We start from the raw sequence: 19,758 nt of genomic DNA, 5'->3' as shown, positions 1-19,758 counted from the left end.
GTGACATTTGGCAAAGGAAAATATCGATTAAGGCATGTACAGGCATATCTCGGCAGTCTGCCGGAACGGTCAGAATTATTGTATCAGTCAGAAATCCAGGTGGACAAAAAACAGACAGAAGATAACGTGATCCAGGGGACGATTCATGTAAAGAAAGATGGATGGTTTATTACGTCCATCCCTTATGATAAACATTTTAAAATGTTTATTGATGGAAAAGAAACAAAGATACAAAAAGTGAATACGGCATTTCTAGGGTGTAAGATCGAAAGTGGTAACCATGAAGTGAAGATCATCTATCATGCTCCGGGGACAATAACAGGAAAAATCCTGTCTTTGATCGGAATGGCAGGATTTTTGTCACTGCTTGTCAGGGAAAAAAGAAAGAACAGAAGGAAGTTTATTCCACGGTAATAATTAAGAAACGCTGGTGAATAAGTTGCGTATAAAGGAGGCTTATACTATACTGGAAGTAGAAAAGATTCCCAAAGGTGAGGATTTGTAGAGAGGGGGGATCTCGTGAAACGGAACACCAGACAGCTTTATTTGATGATTTTTGTATTTGCGATAATCATAGCGGCCTATTCCTGCCGGCTGTTGGCCTGGTTTAATATGGGTGGGAATTATCCCAGCTATGTTCGTGCTGCATTGTATTTATTATTGTTTGTCTTGTGGGGGTATTCTCTGGATCAGAGAATCATTCAGAAACCGGTGTTGCACTGTCTTCGACTGATGGATGTCCTGATGCTTATCTGGCTGACTCTGCGTACTTTGAAATATGAGGTGGTTACAGATATGACCGTGGCACGTTATCTGTGGTATCTTTATTATCTGCCGATTATTTTTATTCCACTGTTGGGTGTATATATTGCGATTTTTTTGGGAAAGTCAGAGAATTATCAACTTTCGAAAAAAAGCTGGCTATTATCTTTGATTCCGGCGGCACTGTTTTTGGCTGTTATTACAAACGATCTTCATCAGCAGGTATTTGTATTTGAAAGTGGAATACCGGGAGTGCCGGATAACAAGGTGTTCTTCCATCGTCCGGTCTACTTTGTGATTCTTGTATGGGTAGTTGGCTGTGTGTGTTTCTCTATTGTTCAGCTTTTGAAAAAAACCAGACTTCCAAGTATTGGAAAAAGGAGAATGATGCCTTTTGTCATAAGCTGTGTGATGCTTTTGTATGGAGTGCTTTATCTTTTAGGATTTCAGGTTGTCCGTGACGTTTTTGGAGATATGAATGTAATGTTTTGTCTCTTTTATGCGGCGATATACGAAAGCTGTATCCACTGTCGAATGATACAGTCTAACACAGGGTATGTTGAATTGTATGAGGCAACAACTCTGGCATCCTGTATCGCAGATCAAAATGGTCATATTCTGCTTCGTTCCCGCACAGCCGGAGAGAATATGGTATGTCCACAGGAGGGTGAAAGTATCGTCTGTCCGGATGGAATGCGCATTTCAGCAGCACCGGTTAAAGATGGTTTTGTTATCTGGGGAGATAACGTGCAGCATTTGACGGAACTCCGTGCCCGGCTTGATGAGAATAAGAGAAAAAAAGAGAATAATAAAAAGAAATTAAAGGATGCCTATTTAGTACAGAAGCAACTGTATGAACTGACTGAAAAGAACCATATTTATGATGAATTGGAAGAAAAACACAAGAAGCAGACCGAACGAATAAAGGAGCTTCTTGAACAGTGCAGGAATGCGAAGCCTCCGAAAATGCGGGAGCACATGAAAGAGATCCTGCTGCTCGGTACTTATATCAAGCGAAGCGCAAATCTGTATTTTCTGTCTCAGGAATACGAAAAGCTTCCGCAGCAGGAACTTAGGCTTACGATCGATGAACTGGTGCGCGCGATGAATTCCTGCGAAGTCGAATGTGGTGTGGTCTATTTAACCACAAAACCGATAGCATCCAAAGAGGTTGAGCGCCTGTTTGAACTATTGAAAACAATAATGGAAATGACAATAAGTGAGCTGCATTCACTATTCATTTCTGTGTCTGATCAGGAAATGAATCTGTCCGTGGAATGTATGACTGACTTGTCCGAAATTGCCTCTGCGGAGGTGATGGTATGCAGGGAGGATGGATTATGGCTGATTCGTACATTGATAGGAGGAGAGGCAAATGCGTAGATTGAGGCGTTTCGGGTTTAATCGTATCAAAGAAGGATTTGATCAGCTTCCAACGGCAGTCTGCTTTTTTGACAGCAGAGGGGGGATTGTGCTTTGTAACAGGCAGATGTATCGTCTGAGTCATTATTTATTTGAAAGTGATATGCAATACCTTGGTGAAGTTGAGATGGCACTTGCTTTTCCACCGGAAGGTATTCTGCGGTTTTCGAATATGGAAAGTACGTATCGTTTTCCGGATAACACCATATGGCAGTTTGAAAAAACAGAAGTAACGGATCGGTACGGGGAGAATTACATTCAGCTTACAGCCGCAGATGTTACAGAATTATGCCATGCGCTGGAGCAGCTTTTTATAGATAACAAGAAGCTTGCAGAAGATGAAGAAAATTTGCGCAAGCTTTCTGAAAATGTAGAGAAAATAGCCAGGGAGAAGGAACTTTTTGCTGCAAAATCCGAAATGCATGATAATCTCGCAGCCAGTATTATAGTGATGAAACAGTTCCTTTCCGGAGATTTTGACGGAATCGATGCGGAGACTGTTCTGCAGGAATGGGAGAAAACCATTGCTTTCAGGGAGACAGAGCATTTACCGGCAAAGAAGAAACTGTTTGACAGTGCAAGAAGCAGTGGGGTGCGTGTGCGGATAAAAGGAAAGGAACCACAGGGGAAAGCGGCAGAGTTGATGTATGCAGCTATGCAGGTATGCCTGAACAATGCAGTTCAATATGCTCATGCAACAGAGTTGGAAGTAAATGTTTTTGAAAATGAAACCAGCTATACTGTGATGATATACAATAATGGCAGGTCTCCTGAGAAAGCAATCAGGGAAGGCGGAGGACTTACCAATTTACGTTACCGGATTGAAACGGCAGGAGGAATGATGCTCGTGCAGAGTTTTCCAGAGTTTGCTTTGGTAATAGAGATTCCCGGACTTGAAAGAAGGGAGAGAGAGGAATGAGTGTGAAACAAATATTAATTGTTGAGGATCAGATGCTTGCCCGCCAGTATTTATGCTCTTGCATAGAAAAAAGCACAGAATGTGAAGTGGCAGGTACTTTGACGCGCGCAGATGCAGCACTACGGCAATGCGGTGAGGGACATATTGATCTGGTGGTAATGGATATTTGTACAGAAAACGATTCGGACGGGCTGAATGCAGCCGAATCAATTAAAAAATATTATCCACGGATCAAGATCGTAATGGTGACTTCTATGTTAGAGGGACGTTTTCTGGACAGGGCAAGGAAAATAGGAGCAGACAGTTTTTGGTATAAGGATTCCCCTTCCGGAGATCTCATCGGTGTGATTGAAGGGACACTTGCAGGTGGAAACTTCTGGCCAGATAAGGTACCGACGGTACAGCTTGGAAATGCACTTTCATGTGATCTTTCTGATCAGGAAATGGAAACCTTGCGTCTGCTATGTGAAGGAAAGACAAATGCTGAGATTGCGGTAAAGCTTCATGTGGCAGAATCATCGGTGCGGACCTATATCCACCGGATGTTAGAGAAAACAGGATACACAAACCGCAATCGTCTGATGGTTGCAGCGGTAAGTAAACGCCTGGTCGTGCCGGGAAGCCAACTTGATGCATAGGCTGAAAATAGAATACAACTGTAATGTAAAAATTGCTCTGTTTTCCCAGAAAACAGAGCAATTTTTTTGGCGAAATGCATATTTGTCCACACTTTTGAGGACAGACAGTACTAGGTTTCTCTGTTACACTGAAGAAAAATACAACAGGCATATCGGATATATCACGAAAAGAAAGGAGGAATGCTCTGATGCGGAAAATAGTGGTTGATATGCAGAATTTTTTATTTGCTGATTCTGTAGCGACTGCCTTCAGAAATTCGGATTACGAGATTGATGTAGTGCGTACAGAGTCGCCAACGGACACAGTTAAAATGTGTAAGCTCTACAAACCGTTTGCTCTTATCATGGAGGTGACGAGTTCTACTCCGTGGAAGTTTTATGAGAGAATGAAGATCCGGGATGAAGTGAAGATGGCGTGTCCGGAATGCAAGATCGCATTTATCGTGGATTCTAATACGGAAAAACAGGCAGCAAAAGACATTCGGGATGCAAAGAAAAACGGTCTCATTGATCAGTTTTTCTATGGATCCATGACTGCCGAATACCTGATGGATCAGATTTATGCAATGTAAGGAAAAAATTATTTCAAAAGGAAAGGGGAAATTATTATGGGACTTATTAAAGCAGGTATGGGTGCTCTTGGAGGTACTTTTGCAGATCAGTGGAAAGAATTTTTCTATTGTGAATCTATGCCGAAGGAGGTACTTGTTGCAAAAGGGCAAAAACGTGTCACCGGACGTTCATCGAATACGAAGGGAAACGACAATATCATTTCGAATGGATCAGGTATTGCCGTAGCGGACGGTCAGTGTATGATCATCGTGGAGCAGGGGAAAATCGTAGAAGTTTGTGCAGAACCGGGTGAATTTACTTATGATACTTCTTCTGAACCGTCCATTTTTTCAGGCAGTCTCGGTGAGAGTATCAAGGAAACGTTTAAAACGGCAGGAAAGCGTTTTACATACGGAGGAGATACCGGAAAGGATCAGAGAATCTATTATTTTAACACCAAGGAGATTTTGGAAAATCGTTTTGGAACGCCAAATCCAGTTCCATTTCGTGTTGTTGATTCCAAAATCGGACTTGATATAGATGTATCAATCCGCTGCTCAGGTGTATATTCTTACAAGATTGCCGATCCACTGTTATTCTACTCTAACGTTTGTGGAAATGTGGAGCAGGAATACTCCCGTGAGGAACTGGATGCTACACTTAAGACGGAGTTTATTTCTGCTTTGCAGCCGGCATTTGGACATTTGTCAGAACTGGGACTTCGTCCGAACCAGATTGTGACACATAATACAGATCTTGAAAATGCGATGAATACAGCACTTTCAGAAAAATGGGGTGCACTTCGCGGACTGAAGGTTGTAAGTATTGCGCTTGGATCCGTGACACTTCCGGATGAAGATGCAGAACTGATCAAACAGGCACAGCGTACGGCGATCATGCGTGATCCTACAATGGCAGCGGCAACGCTGGTTGGAGCACAGGCTGATGCAATGAAGACCGCAGCCGGCAATCAGGCAGGTGCGATGACCGGATTCATGGGTATGGGCATGGCGATGAATCAGGGCGGCGGTATGAACGCACAGAATTTATTTGCAATGGGTCAGCAACAGGAAGCACAACAGGCCGCACCGCAACCGGCAACTCAGGCAGACGGATGGAAGTGTAGCTGCGGAAACTTTAGCACCGGTAAGTTCTGTACAGAATGCGGATCACCAAAACCGGTAGAGAAAGAAGGATGGATCTGCTCTTGCGGTTCAATGAATAAAGGTAAATTCTGTCAGAACTGTGGATCTAAGAAACCGGAAGGGGCACCGCTTTACCGCTGTGATAAGTGTGGATGGGAACCGGAAGACCCGATGCACCCACCGAAATTCTGTCCGGAATGTGGAGACATTTTTGATGAAAATGACAGACAGTAATATAAGAGAGGAGGGAATGCTGTGTATAGACTTCCATCTGAAGAAAAGGCACATAAAGAAGAGATAGGTGCCCTGATCTTAAGCATTATCATTATTATTGCAGGAATCGGTGGGATGATATATACGAAGAGGCTAAGCTGGGAGTATAAGAATTCAACCGATGTCCGAACGATTGATGCACTCGTTTACAGTTGTAAACAAACAGATGAAAAAGATGATGATGGAGACCGAAAAGAAAAATATAAGGTAAGGTTTACTTATGAAATCGATGGAACGACCTATGATGATTTTAAAACTTGCTATAAAAAAATGAAGAAAGGGGATACTGTGCTGATTACGGTTTACCGGAACTCAAAAGGACAATATAAATTGGAACCGGGGCCGACTCCGGTTTATTTCCTTGCATTCGCTGCAATGATTCCACTGGGTCTCATTGGTTGTGTTGTACTAAGTAAAGATATTATCAAGTATCACCGGGAAGAAAAAGAGTAATACAAAAAAGGCGAAAAGAACGGAAGGAGGGATGGATATGAGCCTGTCAGATGCGATATTTTTTGCGGCATTAGTTACGATAGTCTGTGCAATTGGTATTGCTGAAAAAATCATAGATGTGGATATGGATCAGTTTTTGCCGGAGAATTTGAAAAAAGCAAAGATAAAAAGAATTTTTGTAGAGCGAAATACACCTTTGCAGGGAACAAATGTACAAAAGGAAATCAAAAAAGCTTTTGAGAGCGTGCTGCTTCCTTTGGGAAAAGCAGACAAAAATCTGCTTCAAAAAAGAATGGATATGACTTTTCGAAGGAAAATGGATCATCAGATCAATCTTCTCAGGAAGAGAAAGCTCTGCCGGGATATCCGTCTGACGGATGTGATGCCGCTGCCGAAAAATAATTTCAAAAGATGGAATGATGATGGCAGGGAATGGCGGGAATCTATTTTGCAGTGCAGTTCACTGGAGCGGCTTGTTTCTCCAAAGAGCGGCAAAGTAGTACATCAGATCTATCGGAAAGGCAGCTATCTGCGTATCCTTCAGTCAAGGCATATCCGCCATTCTGACCGGCAGGGTAAGAATCAAGAATTTTATTCGGATAAGCTGATGATTACCTGCCCGTCTTGCGGTGCAGAAGTGGAGCTGAGCGGTCAGCAGATCATCTGCCCATATTGCGGTGGTGTGATACAGAGTGAATTCTATGACTGGCAGACGGAAGTGTTTGAGATTTATAAAGAGATGGGTGCAAACATGCGATATACATTGCTTTTGTTTGCCGGATCGATCATCATGTTCATTTGTCTTACCTTTAGTCTTTGGCTCATCAATGATATCGATATTTCGCTTACCATAGGTGTGGTGCTTACCTTGCTTGTGTTTATAGGAATTCTGTCCTTTATTTCCCGCGACAGGGCAAAGCAGGAAAAGATGCGGGAAGGGATTGTAAGATATTCTGAAAACTATCTGCGATCCTGTATCAGTGAAGTCCTTTATAAAGAAAAGAAGGAGGATCTGCTGGACTACGGAGTGGATGCGATCGTGCTGAAGAAAGTGGTCAACACCGAACAGACAACGGAAATAACAGTGCAGGTATTTGGAAAAGAAACTTACCTTCCGGAAAAAAAGAAACCTTATACGAAAAAAGTAAAGAAGACCATGGTTCTTCAAAGAGCAAGATATCCAGAAAGAAGAAAGACAGATGGAGCATTTTTTATAGAAAAGGATTGTCCATCTTGCGGAGCGAATTTTATACCGGATGAGAATAACTGCTGTTCCTTCTGTGGTTATAGCCTGCAGATCGACAATGCAAAATGGAGGATAAAATAAAATCTCAGCAATCCGTTATTCGATGAAAGGAGAATGAATTATGGCAGGATTACAGGAATATAAATGTCCTTGCTGTGGAGGTGCGATAGCCTTTGACAGTACGATCCAAAAGATGAAGTGCCCATACTGCGACACGGAGTTCGAAATGGATGTACTGAAAGGATATGATGCCGAACTGCAGGATGAAGAAGCAGACAATATGGATTGGGAGACCACAGCAGGAGGTGAATGGGAAGAAGGAGAAACAGATGGTTTGCGCACATATGTGTGTAAATCCTGTGGAGGGGAGATTGTAGGCGATGCGAATACGGCGGCAACATCCTGTCCTTTCTGTGATAATCCGATTGTTATGATGGGACAGTTTTCCGGCACCCTGAAACCGGATCTGGTCATTCCGTTCAAGTTGAATAAAAAAGCAGCGAAAGAAGGGCTGGTAAAGCATTTGACAGGAAAACGTCTTCTGCCGAAGATTTTCAAGGATCAGAATCATATCGATGAGATCAAAGGTGTCTATGTACCATTCTGGCTTTTTGATACCGATGTAGATGCAAAGGTTCGTTATAAGGCAACCAAGGTGCGTACCTGGAGTGACAGTAATTATAATTACACTAAGACCAGTTACTTTATGGTACACAGAGGTGGAAGCATTGGGTTTGAAGATGTTCCGGTAGACGGTTCTACTAAAATGGCAGATGATCTGATGGAATCAATCGAACCGTTCAACTGTGCGGAGGCAGTGGATTTTCAGACTGCTTATCTTGCCGGATATCTTGCAGATAAATATGATGTGACAGCAGAAGAGAGTATAGATCGTGCGAATGAACGTGTAAAGAAATCAACGGAACAGGCATTTGCTGAAACAGTCATTGGTTACGAAACAGTAACGGCTGAAAATACCAGCGTACAGTTTCACGGCGGAAAAGCCAGATATGCGCTATATCCGGTATGGCTGCTGAATACCACATGGAATGGGAACAGATACACATTTGCAATGAACGGACAGACCGGAAAATTTGTCGGTGATCTGCCGGTAGATAAAGCAGCAGCAACCCGTTGGACTCTTATACTGGCGGCTGTATTTACTGCAGTAACTTACGGTGCTGCAACACTTCTTCATTTATTCGGACTGTTTTAGGGGGTGACGAAAATGAAAAAGAAAATGATATCACTTTTGCTTATTCTTGCCCTGTGTCTGGGTATGACAATTTCAGTTTCAGCCGGTGATACAGGCGGATTTGCAAATGAATATTGCCGTGTGCAGGATCAGGCAGAACTTATGACATATAGTGAGGAAGCAGAATTAAATGATATGCTTGATGAACTAAGTGTTCGTCAGAAAATGGAAGTTGTTGTGGTGACAACGAATACGCTGGATGGAAAAACAGCAGAAGAATATGCAGACGATACATATGATTATGGAAACTTTGGATATGGGGCAGATAAGGACGGAATCCTGCTTCTCGTCAGTGTAGGAGAAGAGAACATTTGCTGTATTTCAACCTGTGGTTACGGGATTACAGCTTTTACCGATGACGGGATCGAATATATTTTGAAAGAGATGAAGGGCGATTTGCACGATGAAAAGTACTTCGCAGCATTTCAGACATTTGTCAATCTGTGCGATAAATTCATTACACAGGCAAGAAGCGGGGAACCTTTTGGAGAAAAAAGTCTTCCAAGAGAACCATTATCGCCGATCTGGATTCTGATTTCCCTTGGAGTCGGAGTTGTTCTGTCGCTTATTATCGTAGGCAGGATGAAAGCGCAGTTGAAAACGGTGCGTTTCCAGACGACGGCAGGCAGTTATGTAAAAGACGGCAGTCTGGATATTACAGAAAGCAGAGATATGTTCCTGTATGAAACAATTTCAAAAACGAAGAAAGAAAAGAAGAGTTCTTCTGGTGGCAGCAGTACACATACCTCTTCTTCAGGAAGAACCCATGGCGGCGGCAGTAGTAAATTCTAGGAAAAAGAAAGCAAATTACGTGTTGCATTGTTTGCAAAGGATATGGTTATAGAATAAAGAATCTTAACAAGATCTTAGCGAAAGAAAAATAGATAGGATTTAAATTTTGTGATAATATAATGAATATATTGAATAGTCAGAAAACTGTAGAAAAATTAACACAGAAAGGCATGAATATTTATTGAAATTATATTGGACAAAATTAATGGAGAAATTAAAAGAGTCATTGGAAGCGGTGGTGCCGATTATTGTGATCGTATTGATTTTAAGCTTTACGATCGCACCGGTGCCGCCGGGCATTCTGATGGCTTTTATTATTGGAGCAATCCTTCTGATAGTAGGAATGATGTTCTTTACACTGGGGGCAGAGATGTCGATGACACCGATGGGAGAGAGGATCGGAACCCGGATCGCACAGTCAAAAAGGTTGCCGGTGATCATCGGGTTGTGTTTTGTACTTGGATTTATCATCACAATATCGGAACCGGATCTGCAGGTGCTGGCTGGGCAGGTACCTTCGGTATCAAATATGACACTGATTCTGGCGGTTGCCGTGGGAGTCGGAATTTTTCTGGTAGCCGCTGTATTGCGTATGTTATTTTCAAAACCGCTGTCTTATATGCTGTTGATCTTTTATCCGGTGGTGTTCATCCTGACTTTTTTTGTATCGAAGGATTTTCTGGCGATTGCATTTGATTCCGGTGGTGTGACAACCGGACCGATGACGGTGCCGTTCATCATGGCACTGGGAATCGGATTCTCTGCGGTGCGTAGTGATAAATACGCGGAGACGGACAGCTTTGGTCTGGTATCATTGTGCTCCATCGGTCCGGTGCTTGCGGTACTGCTTCTTGGGATTATCTATCATCCACAGGGCGGCAGCTATTCCGAGACTGTGATACCAGATGCAGAGACATCTGTAGCATTGTGGAAATTATTCGAGTCAGGAATCCCGCATTATATGAAAGAAATCGGTGGCTCACTGCTCCCGATCATTCTGTTCTTCGCATTCTTTCAGGTGGTGTCCCTGAAACTGAAAAAGAAAACGCTGATCAAGATTTTAGTCGGTATCCTGTATACATACATTGGACTGGTATTATTCCTGACAGGAGTAAATGTAGGATTTATGCCGGTAGGTAATTATCTGGGACAGGTGATCGCCGGGCTTCCTTACCGCTGGGTGATCATTCCAATCGGTATGTTGATCGGTTACTTTATCGTAAAGGCAGAGCCGGCGGTATATGTGCTGATGGAGCAGGTAGAAGAGCTGACATCCGGAGCAATACCGGGAAAAGCAATGGGATATAGTCTGTCGCTTGGCGTTGCATTTTCCCTTGGATTGGCGATGATACGTGTGCTGACAGGTATCTCGATCCTGTGGTTTCTGGTACCGGGGTATGCACTGGCACTAATTTTGACGTTATTCGTGCCGAAGATATTTACGGCAATCGCATTTGACTCCGGCGGTGTTGCATCCGGACCGATGACGGCAACCTTCTTACTTCCGTTTGCACAGGGAGCCTGTGAAGCCGTTGGCGGAAATGTAGTAACCGATGCATTCGGAGTCGTGGCAATGGTAGCAATGACACCGCTTATCACGATACAGATCCTGGGCGTGGTGTATCAGTATCAGGAGCGTAAGAAGGATAAAGAAGAGATGCTCGCGCAGCCTGTTAAGGTATTACCGCTGGAGGCATATGGGGATGCGGATATTATAGAGCTGTAAGGGAGAATTTATGAGTAAGGTATATATGATGGTGACCATCACGAACAGAAACAAACGAAAAGATTTCCGAACATTTTTTAAAGAACACGGTCTTCCCGTATTCCTGGAAACGACCGGGAGAGGGACGGCACAGAGTGAAGTACTGGATTATTTCGGCCTGGAAGAATCGGAAAAGTTGTTATTTCTTGCAATCGTTACAGGAGAGACGTGGAAAAAGCTGCGCCGGGGACTGATCACGAAGATGCTGATCGATGTACCGGGGACAGGGGTATCGTTCATTGTGCCGCTTAGCAGCGTGGGCGGAAGAAAGACACTGCAGTTTCTTGTAAATGAACAGGAATTTGAAAAAGAGGAGGAGACAGCGATGAAAGATACAGACTATGAACTTCTGGTAGCAATCGCGAATCAGGGATATATCGATACAGTCATGGATGCGGCAAGAGCAGCAAAAGCCGGCGGAGGGACTGTGATCCATGCAAAAGGAACCGGGATGGAACTTGCAAAAAAGTATCTCGGGGTGTCACTGGTGGAAGAAAAAGAAGTCATTCTGATCGTAACGAAGAGCAGAGAGAAGAATCAGATCATGAAAGCAATCATGGAGCAGGCCGGTCTCGACAGCAAAGAACGTACGATTGTGTTCTCGCTGCCGGTGACCAGTGTTGCGGGGATACGGATGCTGGAGGAAGATATTCAGGATGATTTGTTATAGATTTAAGCATTATATTTTGCAAAAGAAAAAAGAAACGACAAACGCCACAAACCTTCCAGTCTGTGGCGTTCGTTGTCGTTATAGTTATCTAAAGGAATGAGGGATTATCGAACTGGTTTATATTGTGTTACAAAGTGTTGTAAAGCCCGGAATTACAGGCTTTTTTAAAATTGACTTACATATAAAGTGTTATATTTATTTATCCTGATTTGACCGAAATTTGCCCCGAGATTCTTTGTTTGGATTTGTTTGAAAATAGTTTGATAAAAATAAAATAGAATGAAATATTTGAAATAAACATAAAAAAATATAGACAAAATAGGGAATAAGATATAATATTAAAGTAAATATATAATCTAAGGAGGAAGGATATTTATGAGAAAAATTTTTAAACGATTTGCTTCACTTTTGACAATCTTTATATTGACTATTATGTCAATAGTTCCTGTCCATGCATCGGAGAATACTTCTGTTGTAAATGTTACGGATGATTTGGCGATACAGATGGCAGAACGTTTTGCAAAGGGAATAGGAGAAAATAGCAATATTGTTGCTAATAATCCGAGAAAATTTTATGATACAACAGGTCAAGCTATTGGATATATTGTAAATTACAATTTAGAAAACAAACCATATGGATATGTAGTTTTTGATACTACGTGTGAATCTTTGATATCAGAATACTCATTTGGTAATAATTCAGCAAATCCATATGAGGTGATTTATCAAAGTGAAGCAAATGTATTTAGTGAAAAAGCAAATACCTCTGAAATATATAAAATAGCTCCGTTTGAATATGGTATTGTTGATAATTTGGGAAAGATTAGAACGAATTATGGTGAAACATTAGAAAAAACAGTACTGTCCTTGAATGAGAGTAGGGGAAAAGACCCAGCTACTTGGGATGAGGTTTTGCTAGATATTGATGAAGTTTATGAAAACTACACGCTTGTTTCAACAAATCATCTTCAAGAATTTATTTCCTTTAATGAGCCGTATATAGAAAGTGTAACAGGACATTATGCATGTGCAGTTAGTGCATTATTAGCATGTGGTGCATATTATAATGCTGTTGATTATACAGATATTGCAGGTGATTATATGGATATTTGGGATTCAACAGGAACGACAGTTTCATCGGAGAGTGGAGGAATAACATATGGTTCAACAACTATTGGCAATATTGGACCTGGATTTGTGGACTTTTGTGCTGGAAAGAATGTTTCTGTAACACAAAATACTGACTATAGTCCCAATTATAATTTTTTCACTAATTGCATTGATAGAGGAGATATAGCAGTTGTCCATTGTGGTATAATTAGCAGTGATACTGGAGAACGTGCGGGGCATTCAATGGCAGCAGAGGGATATGCAACTTTGCGAGCATATAATTCTGGAAATACAGTACATACATTGATGGTATTTGATGGATGGGGGGATACAGTACGTTATTTGAATTTTGATTTTGATAGTTGGACAGACATATCGGGGACTACATTTAATGGATAAGAAACGATTGATTTTGTTAATCATACTTTTGCTTGCAATAGTATTAATTGTGCTTGGCGTAAAAGGAAATGTTTTTAAGGAGAATCGTCAAAATATGGAGTTGCGTTCTAGTGGAGATGATAATTCTCATTGGTTTCATTTGAGTGGGGTTGTTGTAGAGAAAACTTTTGATACACTTTTAATAGAACTAAATGAGAAGGAAGAAAGTAGTCTATTTTTTGATACGACAAAAGTTAGTTTAGATTGTACTAAGTGTAAAGGTGATCTAGAACAAGTATCAGAAGGAAATGTTATTAAATTTTATTTTTTTAAGTATAATATTGATGGTGAAACGGTAAAAATTGAAAGAATAGTAAGATAAAAGTATAAGTAAGAGTTCTGCTATCAGAACATTATTATTAGTGAGGTAAAGGAACAAGGCGAAGCCGAGACGCCGTAGGGCAGTCCTTTACGGAACGGACACAGCCAATACCATCATGATACATAAGAGGACTTGAAAGGTCACAAACCTTGCAAGTCCTCTTGTTTATCTTATGGGTTACTTCTGTCGGATTGCATTTTCCAATAGACCGCTTCTTTCGTGGCTTCTCGGAAAAAGCTATCCTGTCTGGTATATGACAGATGTTCATTCTGGATATAAGCGTCTGATTCGCAATCATATTCGTAAGGGATTACCTGTGCTGTTCCCTGTTTTTCATCAATTCCATAGATAATTACTTTGGAATCTCTCAATGCCAGTCCGAGTGTCAGAAAGCCGGAAGTGAAATAATTGTTGTTGTGTGGAGCGGTTATGCTTTTCAGTGCATGAAAGAAGTCTGCTACTTCCTCAGTCTGTCCATTCTCAAAAGCCGGAATGATATGTAAGGTGTTGTTTGCCTTATCTGCATATGCCCGGCAGACCAGAACGGAAGAATCCGCTTTTTGTATGATACCGTCAAAATAATCGCCGGAGTATGCAGTTGGCTGATAGAAAATGGCGGTTTCTTTTGTTGTAAGGTTATGATAAGTCAGAAAGCCGTTTACAAGCCGGACAATCTCGATATCATCCCCGTAGGTAAATCCGTTCTGCTCTAAAAGAGAATAGAAAGTTCTGGTAAATTCTTCCGGCAGTTCAATCCCCAGTTTTTCTGTGATAAGCATATCTACATATTCTTTAAATGAACCATACAGAAGTTCATTCAGCGTCATATTGCCCAACGTGGCAATCTGCTTCAAGCGTTTCTCATTGGGAAGATTCACACCCTTTTCCCAACTGTTTACAGAGCCTTTCGGGGCATTATCTATGATTTCCCCAAACTTCTGCATACTGTAACCGTATTTCTTGCGTATCTGTAAAATTCGTTTTCCTACTGCTTCTTTATTCACAAACATATGCACACCTCGTTTCTGTTTTCATCATAACACAAGATAAGGATAAATGTAAGGGTAAAATTATAATAAGTTATAAAAAGATATAGTTAAGCGTTTGAAATACAAAAATAAAAAGTAAGGGAAAAAGTAAAATAATTGTTGACAAGAAGAAAAAACAGGTCTATGATGAGGTTAAGAGGTAAGGAGAAAAGTAATGAAATAAATATAGACGTGGATATGAAAAGGACTTGTCACACTTACAGACACTCATTCACCATGATTTCAAAAAAGGAGAAATGTAGCATGCAGATTACATTGACAAAAGAACAGGTCAGAGAAGCGTTCGGGGAACTCCGTTACATGGGAGCAGACTACTGCTACAAGTATGATAAGGAAACCCGGAAGAAAACCGAGGAAGTGGAAGCATTGAAACTTCACCTCGGAAGCATGAAACTTGGAAACAGCGTAGATATCCGTCTGGAAGCAACAGAACTTCCAAAGGTAGAGCCTTACACAGTGGTAGAACTAGAAGAAGCGGTATATGCCCCTTATGTGCAGAGAGGAAACTTCCCGGTATTGGTGGACAGAATCTCCTGCAAGGGTATCCGTGTTGTTACCGGAAAAGGAAACGTGTAGAGACTGTTCCCGGAACTTCTCTGCGGACTGCTCCGTACAGCGTGAAAGGAGCAAAGGGAGTAGAGAAGTTCCGGGAACGTGGCGAAAGCCAAGGCATACTACGAAAGGCAGGGATGATGATAACAGAGGTAATGAAAATTTCAGAACCCCCCTATACTAACAGGGGGGTAACTCGTCAGAAAGAAGATTTGACAGCACTGATTGACTGGTGTCAGATTACTGTCAAAGGTGTAGACGTGTTCATAATCATAGAAGATATCTTGCGGATTCCACTGAGTTTTATGGAACTGCATGGTAAGGAAAAAGGAATTGCTGGACACGAACTGATAGCAAGATTTGACAATATCAAGATTCTGAAACCGACAGGAAATGCACAGTATGAGGGATTTCAGATTCTTATGAGTGGTTCGGGGTGCAGGAATTATGAAAATTTCCTTATGATGAATAAGGAAACATGGTTTGATTTTCTGGAAAGAGTTTGCAGATACCCGGTGAATTTTCCGAGGATAGACTTGGCAATCGACGATACAAAGCCTTATCTGTCTATCCCGGAATTGATTCGTCTGAAAAACGAGGGGCTGATATCTAGTCAGTTGCGTGATACAGCAGAGAATCGTTCTGATAGACTGAAAGAGGATGAAATAGAAGCGCAGGGAAAAACACTATATCTCGGCAGTAAACACAGTGATTTTCGGATTACATTCTATGAAAAGGGATATGAACAGGCAGAAAAGTTCGGAAAAGAACTCAACCCGGACTGGAACAGATATGAACTTCGATTCCGGCACAAAAAAGCGGTCAGATTAGTAGAAGAACTTCTGAAAGACAGGGATGTGGCACGGATTGCGTTGTCTGTATTAAACGAGAAAGTGCGGTTTTTACAGAAGCCGGAAAACAGCACGGTTACAAGAAAACGGCTTTATCCTACTTATCCCCCGTGGGAAGAACTCATGCAGGATGTAGGGAAGATAAAGTTGACCATGAATTCAGAGAAAAAGACACTGGAACGAACATGGCAGTGGCTGAACGTAGCAGTTTCGCCCTCTTTAAAGCTAATGGATAAAATCGGAAAACTGGATAACAGAGATTATATCCGCCAGCTAATAGAACGGGGGCAGATGAACGAAGAACAACAACGCATATATGAGGACTATAAAAAATCTTTCCTTTTGAGGGAAGAAGAAAGGAGAATCTTTGACAGAACATACACAGAAAACGATACAGACAAAGAAAGCCCTTACAGTGAATGAAGCGTCAGAGTATACGGGAATTGGAAGAAATAATCTGCGAAAGCTGATTACATGGCAGAAGATTCCGGTCATAAGGATTGGAAATAAGATTCTTATACGCTCTGAGGTTTTAGACCAGTTTTTGAAGAAAAACGAAGGGCATAATCTGAAAAATAAATATGAAGTAATTGCAGTATAAACACAAATAAGCATATAATACTGTCAGACCAGTTCTGATAGTCCTTGCACGGAAAGGAGCGTGCAGATTGGGCAAGGACTTAAAAGGAAATCCATTACCGCCGGGAATTATGCAGAGAAAAAGCGGAATTTACAGAGGGCGGTTTTATTACAAAGGAGAAACGTATACAAAAGATAATGCGGACTTAAAAAAGTTAGTTCAAGAAATGGAAGATTTACGCTATGAAGTCAAGCATGGGTTGAAAGGAAAGGGCGATAATATCACTCTGGATACATGGTTTGATATCTGGCTGAATACCCATAAGAAGCGGACTATCAAGGAGAGTACACAAGTACGTTATGATGATTTTTACAGACGTTACATAAAGAAGCAGATAGGAAAACAACGTGTGGCAGATTTTAATCCGATTATTTTGGAACGTCTGCTTCAGAATATGGCAGATGATGATTACAGCACAAAGACTATACGGGATGTGTATAATATTCTCAATGCTATGTTCAAATATGCAGTGCATAACAGGATTCTTACATTCAACCCATGTGCAGGAGTGGAAGTTCCCAAAACAAAGACAAAACAGATACGGGTACTGACTGTGAAAGAACAACGGGAAGTATTGGAACACGCAAAGGAGAGAATACACGAGAATCTCATACAGGTAGCACTCGGAACGGGAATGCGTGGCGGAGAACTGCTTGGGCTTACATGGGATGATGTAGATTTTCGGAAACGGGAAATTTCTGTAAATAAAACGTTGGTGTATATCAAAGATAAGGAAACAAAGAAGTATGTATTCAAGTACCAGACACCAAAGACAAAGAACAGTATACGGACGATTCCCATGCAGGACAGTGTGTATAAGGCTTTAAAACGTCAGTGGATTCAGTTGAAAGAAATGCAGTTGTCAGCTAGTGAATGGCAACCATTAGAGGGATTTGAAAATCTTGTGTTTGTTGGAAAGAACGGAAAACCGATTACAGAACACACCTTTCAAGTGACGTTAGACTGGATAGAAAAATCTATCAATAAGGAACGAAAAAAGCAGGCAGAGAAAAACAAGACAGTGTTTATACCGATTCCGCATTTTTATCCACATGCACTTCGTCATACTTTTGCAACGCGTTGTTTTGAAGCCGGGATTGACGCAAAGGTAGTACAAGGATTCCTCGGACATTATTCCATAGCAATCACACTGGATTTGTATACGCACGTCACAGATGATAAAGCAAAATCGGAAATGGATAAATTACAGAATTTGTATAAGGAAATCATATAATCAGAACAAGAATAAGAAAGAGAATAGAAAAGGTGCAACATTTCTTTAGAAAATTATTTGACCGAGATTTGACCGAAGCGGATTTTGCAACAAGTACAGAACAGCGAAAACCCGCTAACCACAAGGGCTAACGGGCTTCGTTGTTTTATAGTTATCTAAAGGAATGAGAGTAAAGTGTTGCACCGGATTCCCGGTGTGCTACTTTATGAGGGGGAGATAGTTGAATTTGTCTCTCTCAACTATCTAAATTTATTATAAAAAACAAATATGTCTAAAGTATGTTAAATTCCTTAAAGAAATCGGAAAAATCTTAAGAAGAACTTAAGAGGTTATAAAGAGAATGAAAACCAGAAAAAGCAGTTGACTTTTTCGTGAAAATCGAATATTATATATAGAATCTCTTTGCACTGAATATATCCAATACGGATAAGGGATAACAGTACAAACTGATCAGGCTACATTCATTTTTTATAAGAATAAAATCGAGAAAAATGATGTGCATGCCGGGCCGGTCAATTACCGGCAGCAGATGAGACGATATATCATACATCTGTGGGACAGTAAGTAGAAAGTTCCACAGGTGTATTTTTTTGCAAAAAAGCAGTCTTGTAAATAGAATACGGAGGAACAGTAGTCTCACCTTAGGTGCCATAGGAGACATGACATTATTAAAAATGGAGGTTATCTTATGACAAGTCAAAAACAACAATTAAATGAACAGAAAATGATCAATCATTTATCAACCGTGGGAATTCTTGGAAATGTCATTCTGACAGCGTTCAAACTGCTGGCAGGAATTATCGGACATTCGGGAGCCATGATATCCGATGCGGTTCATTCATTATCGGATGTGTTTGCCACATTCATTGCATTTCTCGGGGTAAAATTATCTAAGAAATCGGCGGACAGCGAACATCCATACGGTCATGACAGACTGGAATGTGTAGCATCGATGGTGCTTGCAGCCATTCTTCTTGCAACTGGTATTGGTATTGGAATGAGTGGTGTGAAGACGATCATAGCCGGTGATTACAGTCATTTGCAGGCACCGGGAACGATCGCACTTGTGGCAGCTATCGTGTCGATTCTTACAAAAGAGGGGATGTTCTGGTATACCAGACATTATGCGAAGATTCTGGATTCCGCAGCATTCATGGCAGATGCATGGCATCACAGATCAGATGCATTTTCTTCTGTTGGTTCACTGATTGGTATAGGTGGTGCAATGCTTGGATTTCCTGTGCTGGATCCGCTGGCAAGTGTAGTTATCTGTATTTTTATCCTGAAAGTAGCATTTGATATTTTCAAAGATGCACTGGATAAGATGCTGGATACTTCATGCAGTGAAGAATATGAAGAGAAACTGGCAGACTATATCAGAAAGAGCCGGGGAGTAGAAAGACTGGATCTGTTAAGAACGAGAATGTTCGGCAACAAGGTGTATATCGATGCAGAGATTGCAGTAGATGGAACACTTTCGTTGAAAGATGCGCATGCAATTGCAGAGGATGTGCACGACAATGTAGAAAAGAAGTTTCCGAATACAAAGCATATTATGATTCATGTAAATCCGGCATAATGGAAAAAATACCGCAGCTTTCAAATTTTGAAAAAGCTGTGGTATTTTTTCTTTGTTGGTGTTGTCTGAAAAATTTAATCCTGCTAATGAA

Annotated in this window: 20 protein-coding genes and 1 riboswitch; of the genes, 19 read left to right on the top strand and 1 reads right to left on the bottom strand. The window is 41.2% G+C overall.

All coding sequences use genetic code 11. From position 1 onward, the window contains the following. The 14 genes from GT508_RS03345 to GT508_RS03280 all read left to right on the top strand — a co-directional run. On the top strand, window positions 1–414 hold a 414-nt coding region (locus tag GT508_RS03345; RefSeq protein ID WP_161143552.1), incomplete at its 5' end, for a YfhO family protein. 105 nt (window positions 415–519) lie between these two features. After that, window positions 520–2,145, top strand: a complete 1,626-nt coding sequence (locus GT508_RS03340; RefSeq protein ID WP_330576877.1) for a histidine kinase N-terminal 7TM domain-containing protein — start codon at window positions 520–522, stop codon at window positions 2,143–2,145. After that, window positions 2,138–3,103, top strand: coding sequence for a sensor histidine kinase (locus GT508_RS03335; protein WP_161143551.1), 966 nt, complete (start codon window positions 2,138–2,140; stop codon window positions 3,101–3,103). The genes GT508_RS03340 and GT508_RS03335 overlap by 8 nt, the downstream gene beginning before the upstream one ends. Beyond that, on the top strand, window positions 3,100–3,741 hold the full coding sequence (locus GT508_RS03330; RefSeq protein ID WP_161143550.1) for a response regulator transcription factor: 642 nt from the start codon (window positions 3,100–3,102) through the stop codon (window positions 3,739–3,741). Before GT508_RS03335 ends, GT508_RS03330 begins: the two co-directional genes overlap by 4 nt. Window positions 3,742–3,929: 188 nt before the next feature. Further along, window positions 3,930–4,313 (top strand): hypothetical protein, encoded by a 384-nt coding sequence (locus GT508_RS03325; RefSeq protein WP_161143549.1) that lies wholly within the window; start codon window positions 3,930–3,932, stop codon window positions 4,311–4,313. A 36-nt stretch (window positions 4,314–4,349) separates the two neighbouring features. Continuing rightward, entirely contained in the window at window positions 4,350–5,672 is a 1,323-nt protein-coding gene (locus GT508_RS03320) for an SPFH domain-containing protein (protein WP_161143548.1), read from the top strand. Between the two features lie 21 nt (window positions 5,673–5,693). Continuing rightward, window positions 5,694–6,164: a DUF3592 domain-containing protein gene (locus GT508_RS03315; RefSeq protein ID WP_161143547.1), complete on the top strand. Its 471-nt coding sequence runs from the start codon at window positions 5,694–5,696 to the stop codon at window positions 6,162–6,164. 37 nt (window positions 6,165–6,201) lie between these two features. Further along, window positions 6,202–7,491 (top strand): zinc ribbon domain-containing protein, encoded by a 1,290-nt coding sequence (locus GT508_RS03310; protein ID WP_161143546.1) that lies wholly within the window; start codon window positions 6,202–6,204, stop codon window positions 7,489–7,491. 40 nt (window positions 7,492–7,531) lie between these two features. Then, complete coding sequence (locus tag GT508_RS03305; protein WP_161143545.1) at window positions 7,532–8,626, top strand: hypothetical protein; 1,095 nt, start codon at window positions 7,532–7,534, stop codon at window positions 8,624–8,626. Window positions 8,627–8,638: 12 nt separating this feature from the next. Next, window positions 8,639–9,457 (top strand): TPM domain-containing protein, encoded by an 819-nt coding sequence (locus GT508_RS03300; RefSeq protein ID WP_161143544.1) that lies wholly within the window; start codon window positions 8,639–8,641, stop codon window positions 9,455–9,457. A gap of 205 nt (window positions 9,458–9,662) precedes the next feature. Continuing rightward, window positions 9,663–11,183 carry a DUF1538 domain-containing protein gene (locus GT508_RS03295; RefSeq protein WP_243144058.1) on the top strand — a complete coding sequence of 507 codons (1,521 nt, stop codon included), beginning with the start codon at window positions 9,663–9,665 and terminating at the stop codon, window positions 11,181–11,183. Window positions 11,184–11,193: 10 nt separating this feature from the next. Next, the gene (locus GT508_RS03290; protein ID WP_118309942.1) at window positions 11,194–11,892 is read left to right on the top strand and encodes a P-II family nitrogen regulator; all 699 of its coding nucleotides are present in this window, start codon (window positions 11,194–11,196) and stop codon (window positions 11,890–11,892) included. 375 nt (window positions 11,893–12,267) lie between these two features. Further along, on the top strand, window positions 12,268–13,401 hold the full coding sequence (locus tag GT508_RS03285) for a hypothetical protein (RefSeq protein WP_004844113.1): 1,134 nt from the start codon (window positions 12,268–12,270) through the stop codon (window positions 13,399–13,401). Further along, window positions 13,394–13,762, top strand: a complete 369-nt coding sequence (locus tag GT508_RS03280; RefSeq protein WP_004844112.1) for a hypothetical protein — start codon at window positions 13,394–13,396, stop codon at window positions 13,760–13,762. The genes GT508_RS03285 and GT508_RS03280 overlap by 8 nt, the downstream gene beginning before the upstream one ends. A 170-nt stretch (window positions 13,763–13,932) precedes the next feature. Here the strand turns inward: GT508_RS03280 and GT508_RS03275 are convergent, their stop codons facing one another. Then, window positions 13,933–14,772, bottom strand: a complete 840-nt coding sequence (locus GT508_RS03275) for a helix-turn-helix domain-containing protein (protein ID WP_004844111.1) — start codon at window positions 14,770–14,772, stop codon at window positions 13,933–13,935. 282 nt (window positions 14,773–15,054) lie between these two features. Between GT508_RS03275 and GT508_RS03270 the strand changes: the two genes are divergently transcribed. From GT508_RS03270 to GT508_RS03250, 5 genes are all read left to right on the top strand, one after another. Next, on the top strand, window positions 15,055–15,387 hold the full coding sequence (locus tag GT508_RS03270; RefSeq protein WP_009244196.1) for a hypothetical protein: 333 nt from the start codon (window positions 15,055–15,057) through the stop codon (window positions 15,385–15,387). Window positions 15,388–15,518: 131 nt separating this feature from the next. Next, window positions 15,519–16,637: a replication initiation factor domain-containing protein gene (locus GT508_RS03265; protein ID WP_243144057.1), complete on the top strand. Its 1,119-nt coding sequence runs from the start codon at window positions 15,519–15,521 to the stop codon at window positions 16,635–16,637. Beyond that, window positions 16,582–16,815 carry a helix-turn-helix domain-containing protein gene (locus tag GT508_RS03260; RefSeq protein ID WP_009244192.1) on the top strand — a complete coding sequence of 78 codons (234 nt, stop codon included), beginning with the start codon at window positions 16,582–16,584 and terminating at the stop codon, window positions 16,813–16,815. Before GT508_RS03265 ends, GT508_RS03260 begins: the two co-directional genes overlap by 56 nt. A 67-nt stretch (window positions 16,816–16,882) precedes the next feature. Then, a complete protein-coding gene (locus GT508_RS03255) occupies window positions 16,883–18,088 on the top strand; it encodes a tyrosine-type recombinase/integrase (RefSeq protein ID WP_009244191.1) in 1,206 nt (401 codons plus the stop codon). A 436-nt stretch (window positions 18,089–18,524) separates the two neighbouring features. Next, a riboswitch (NiCo riboswitch) is annotated at window positions 18,525–18,651 on the top strand. A 125-nt stretch (window positions 18,652–18,776) separates the two neighbouring features. Further along, the gene (locus GT508_RS03250; protein ID WP_055284388.1) at window positions 18,777–19,667 is read left to right on the top strand and encodes a cation diffusion facilitator family transporter; all 891 of its coding nucleotides are present in this window, start codon (window positions 18,777–18,779) and stop codon (window positions 19,665–19,667) included. Window positions 19,668–19,758 lie beyond the last annotated feature (91 nt).

The organism is Dorea sp. BIOML-A1 (assembly GCF_009875615.1).
GTDB lineage: Bacteria > Bacillota > Clostridia > Lachnospirales > Lachnospiraceae > Dorea_A > Dorea_A amylophila.
This window is presented reverse-complemented; position numbering and strand designations above follow the sequence as displayed.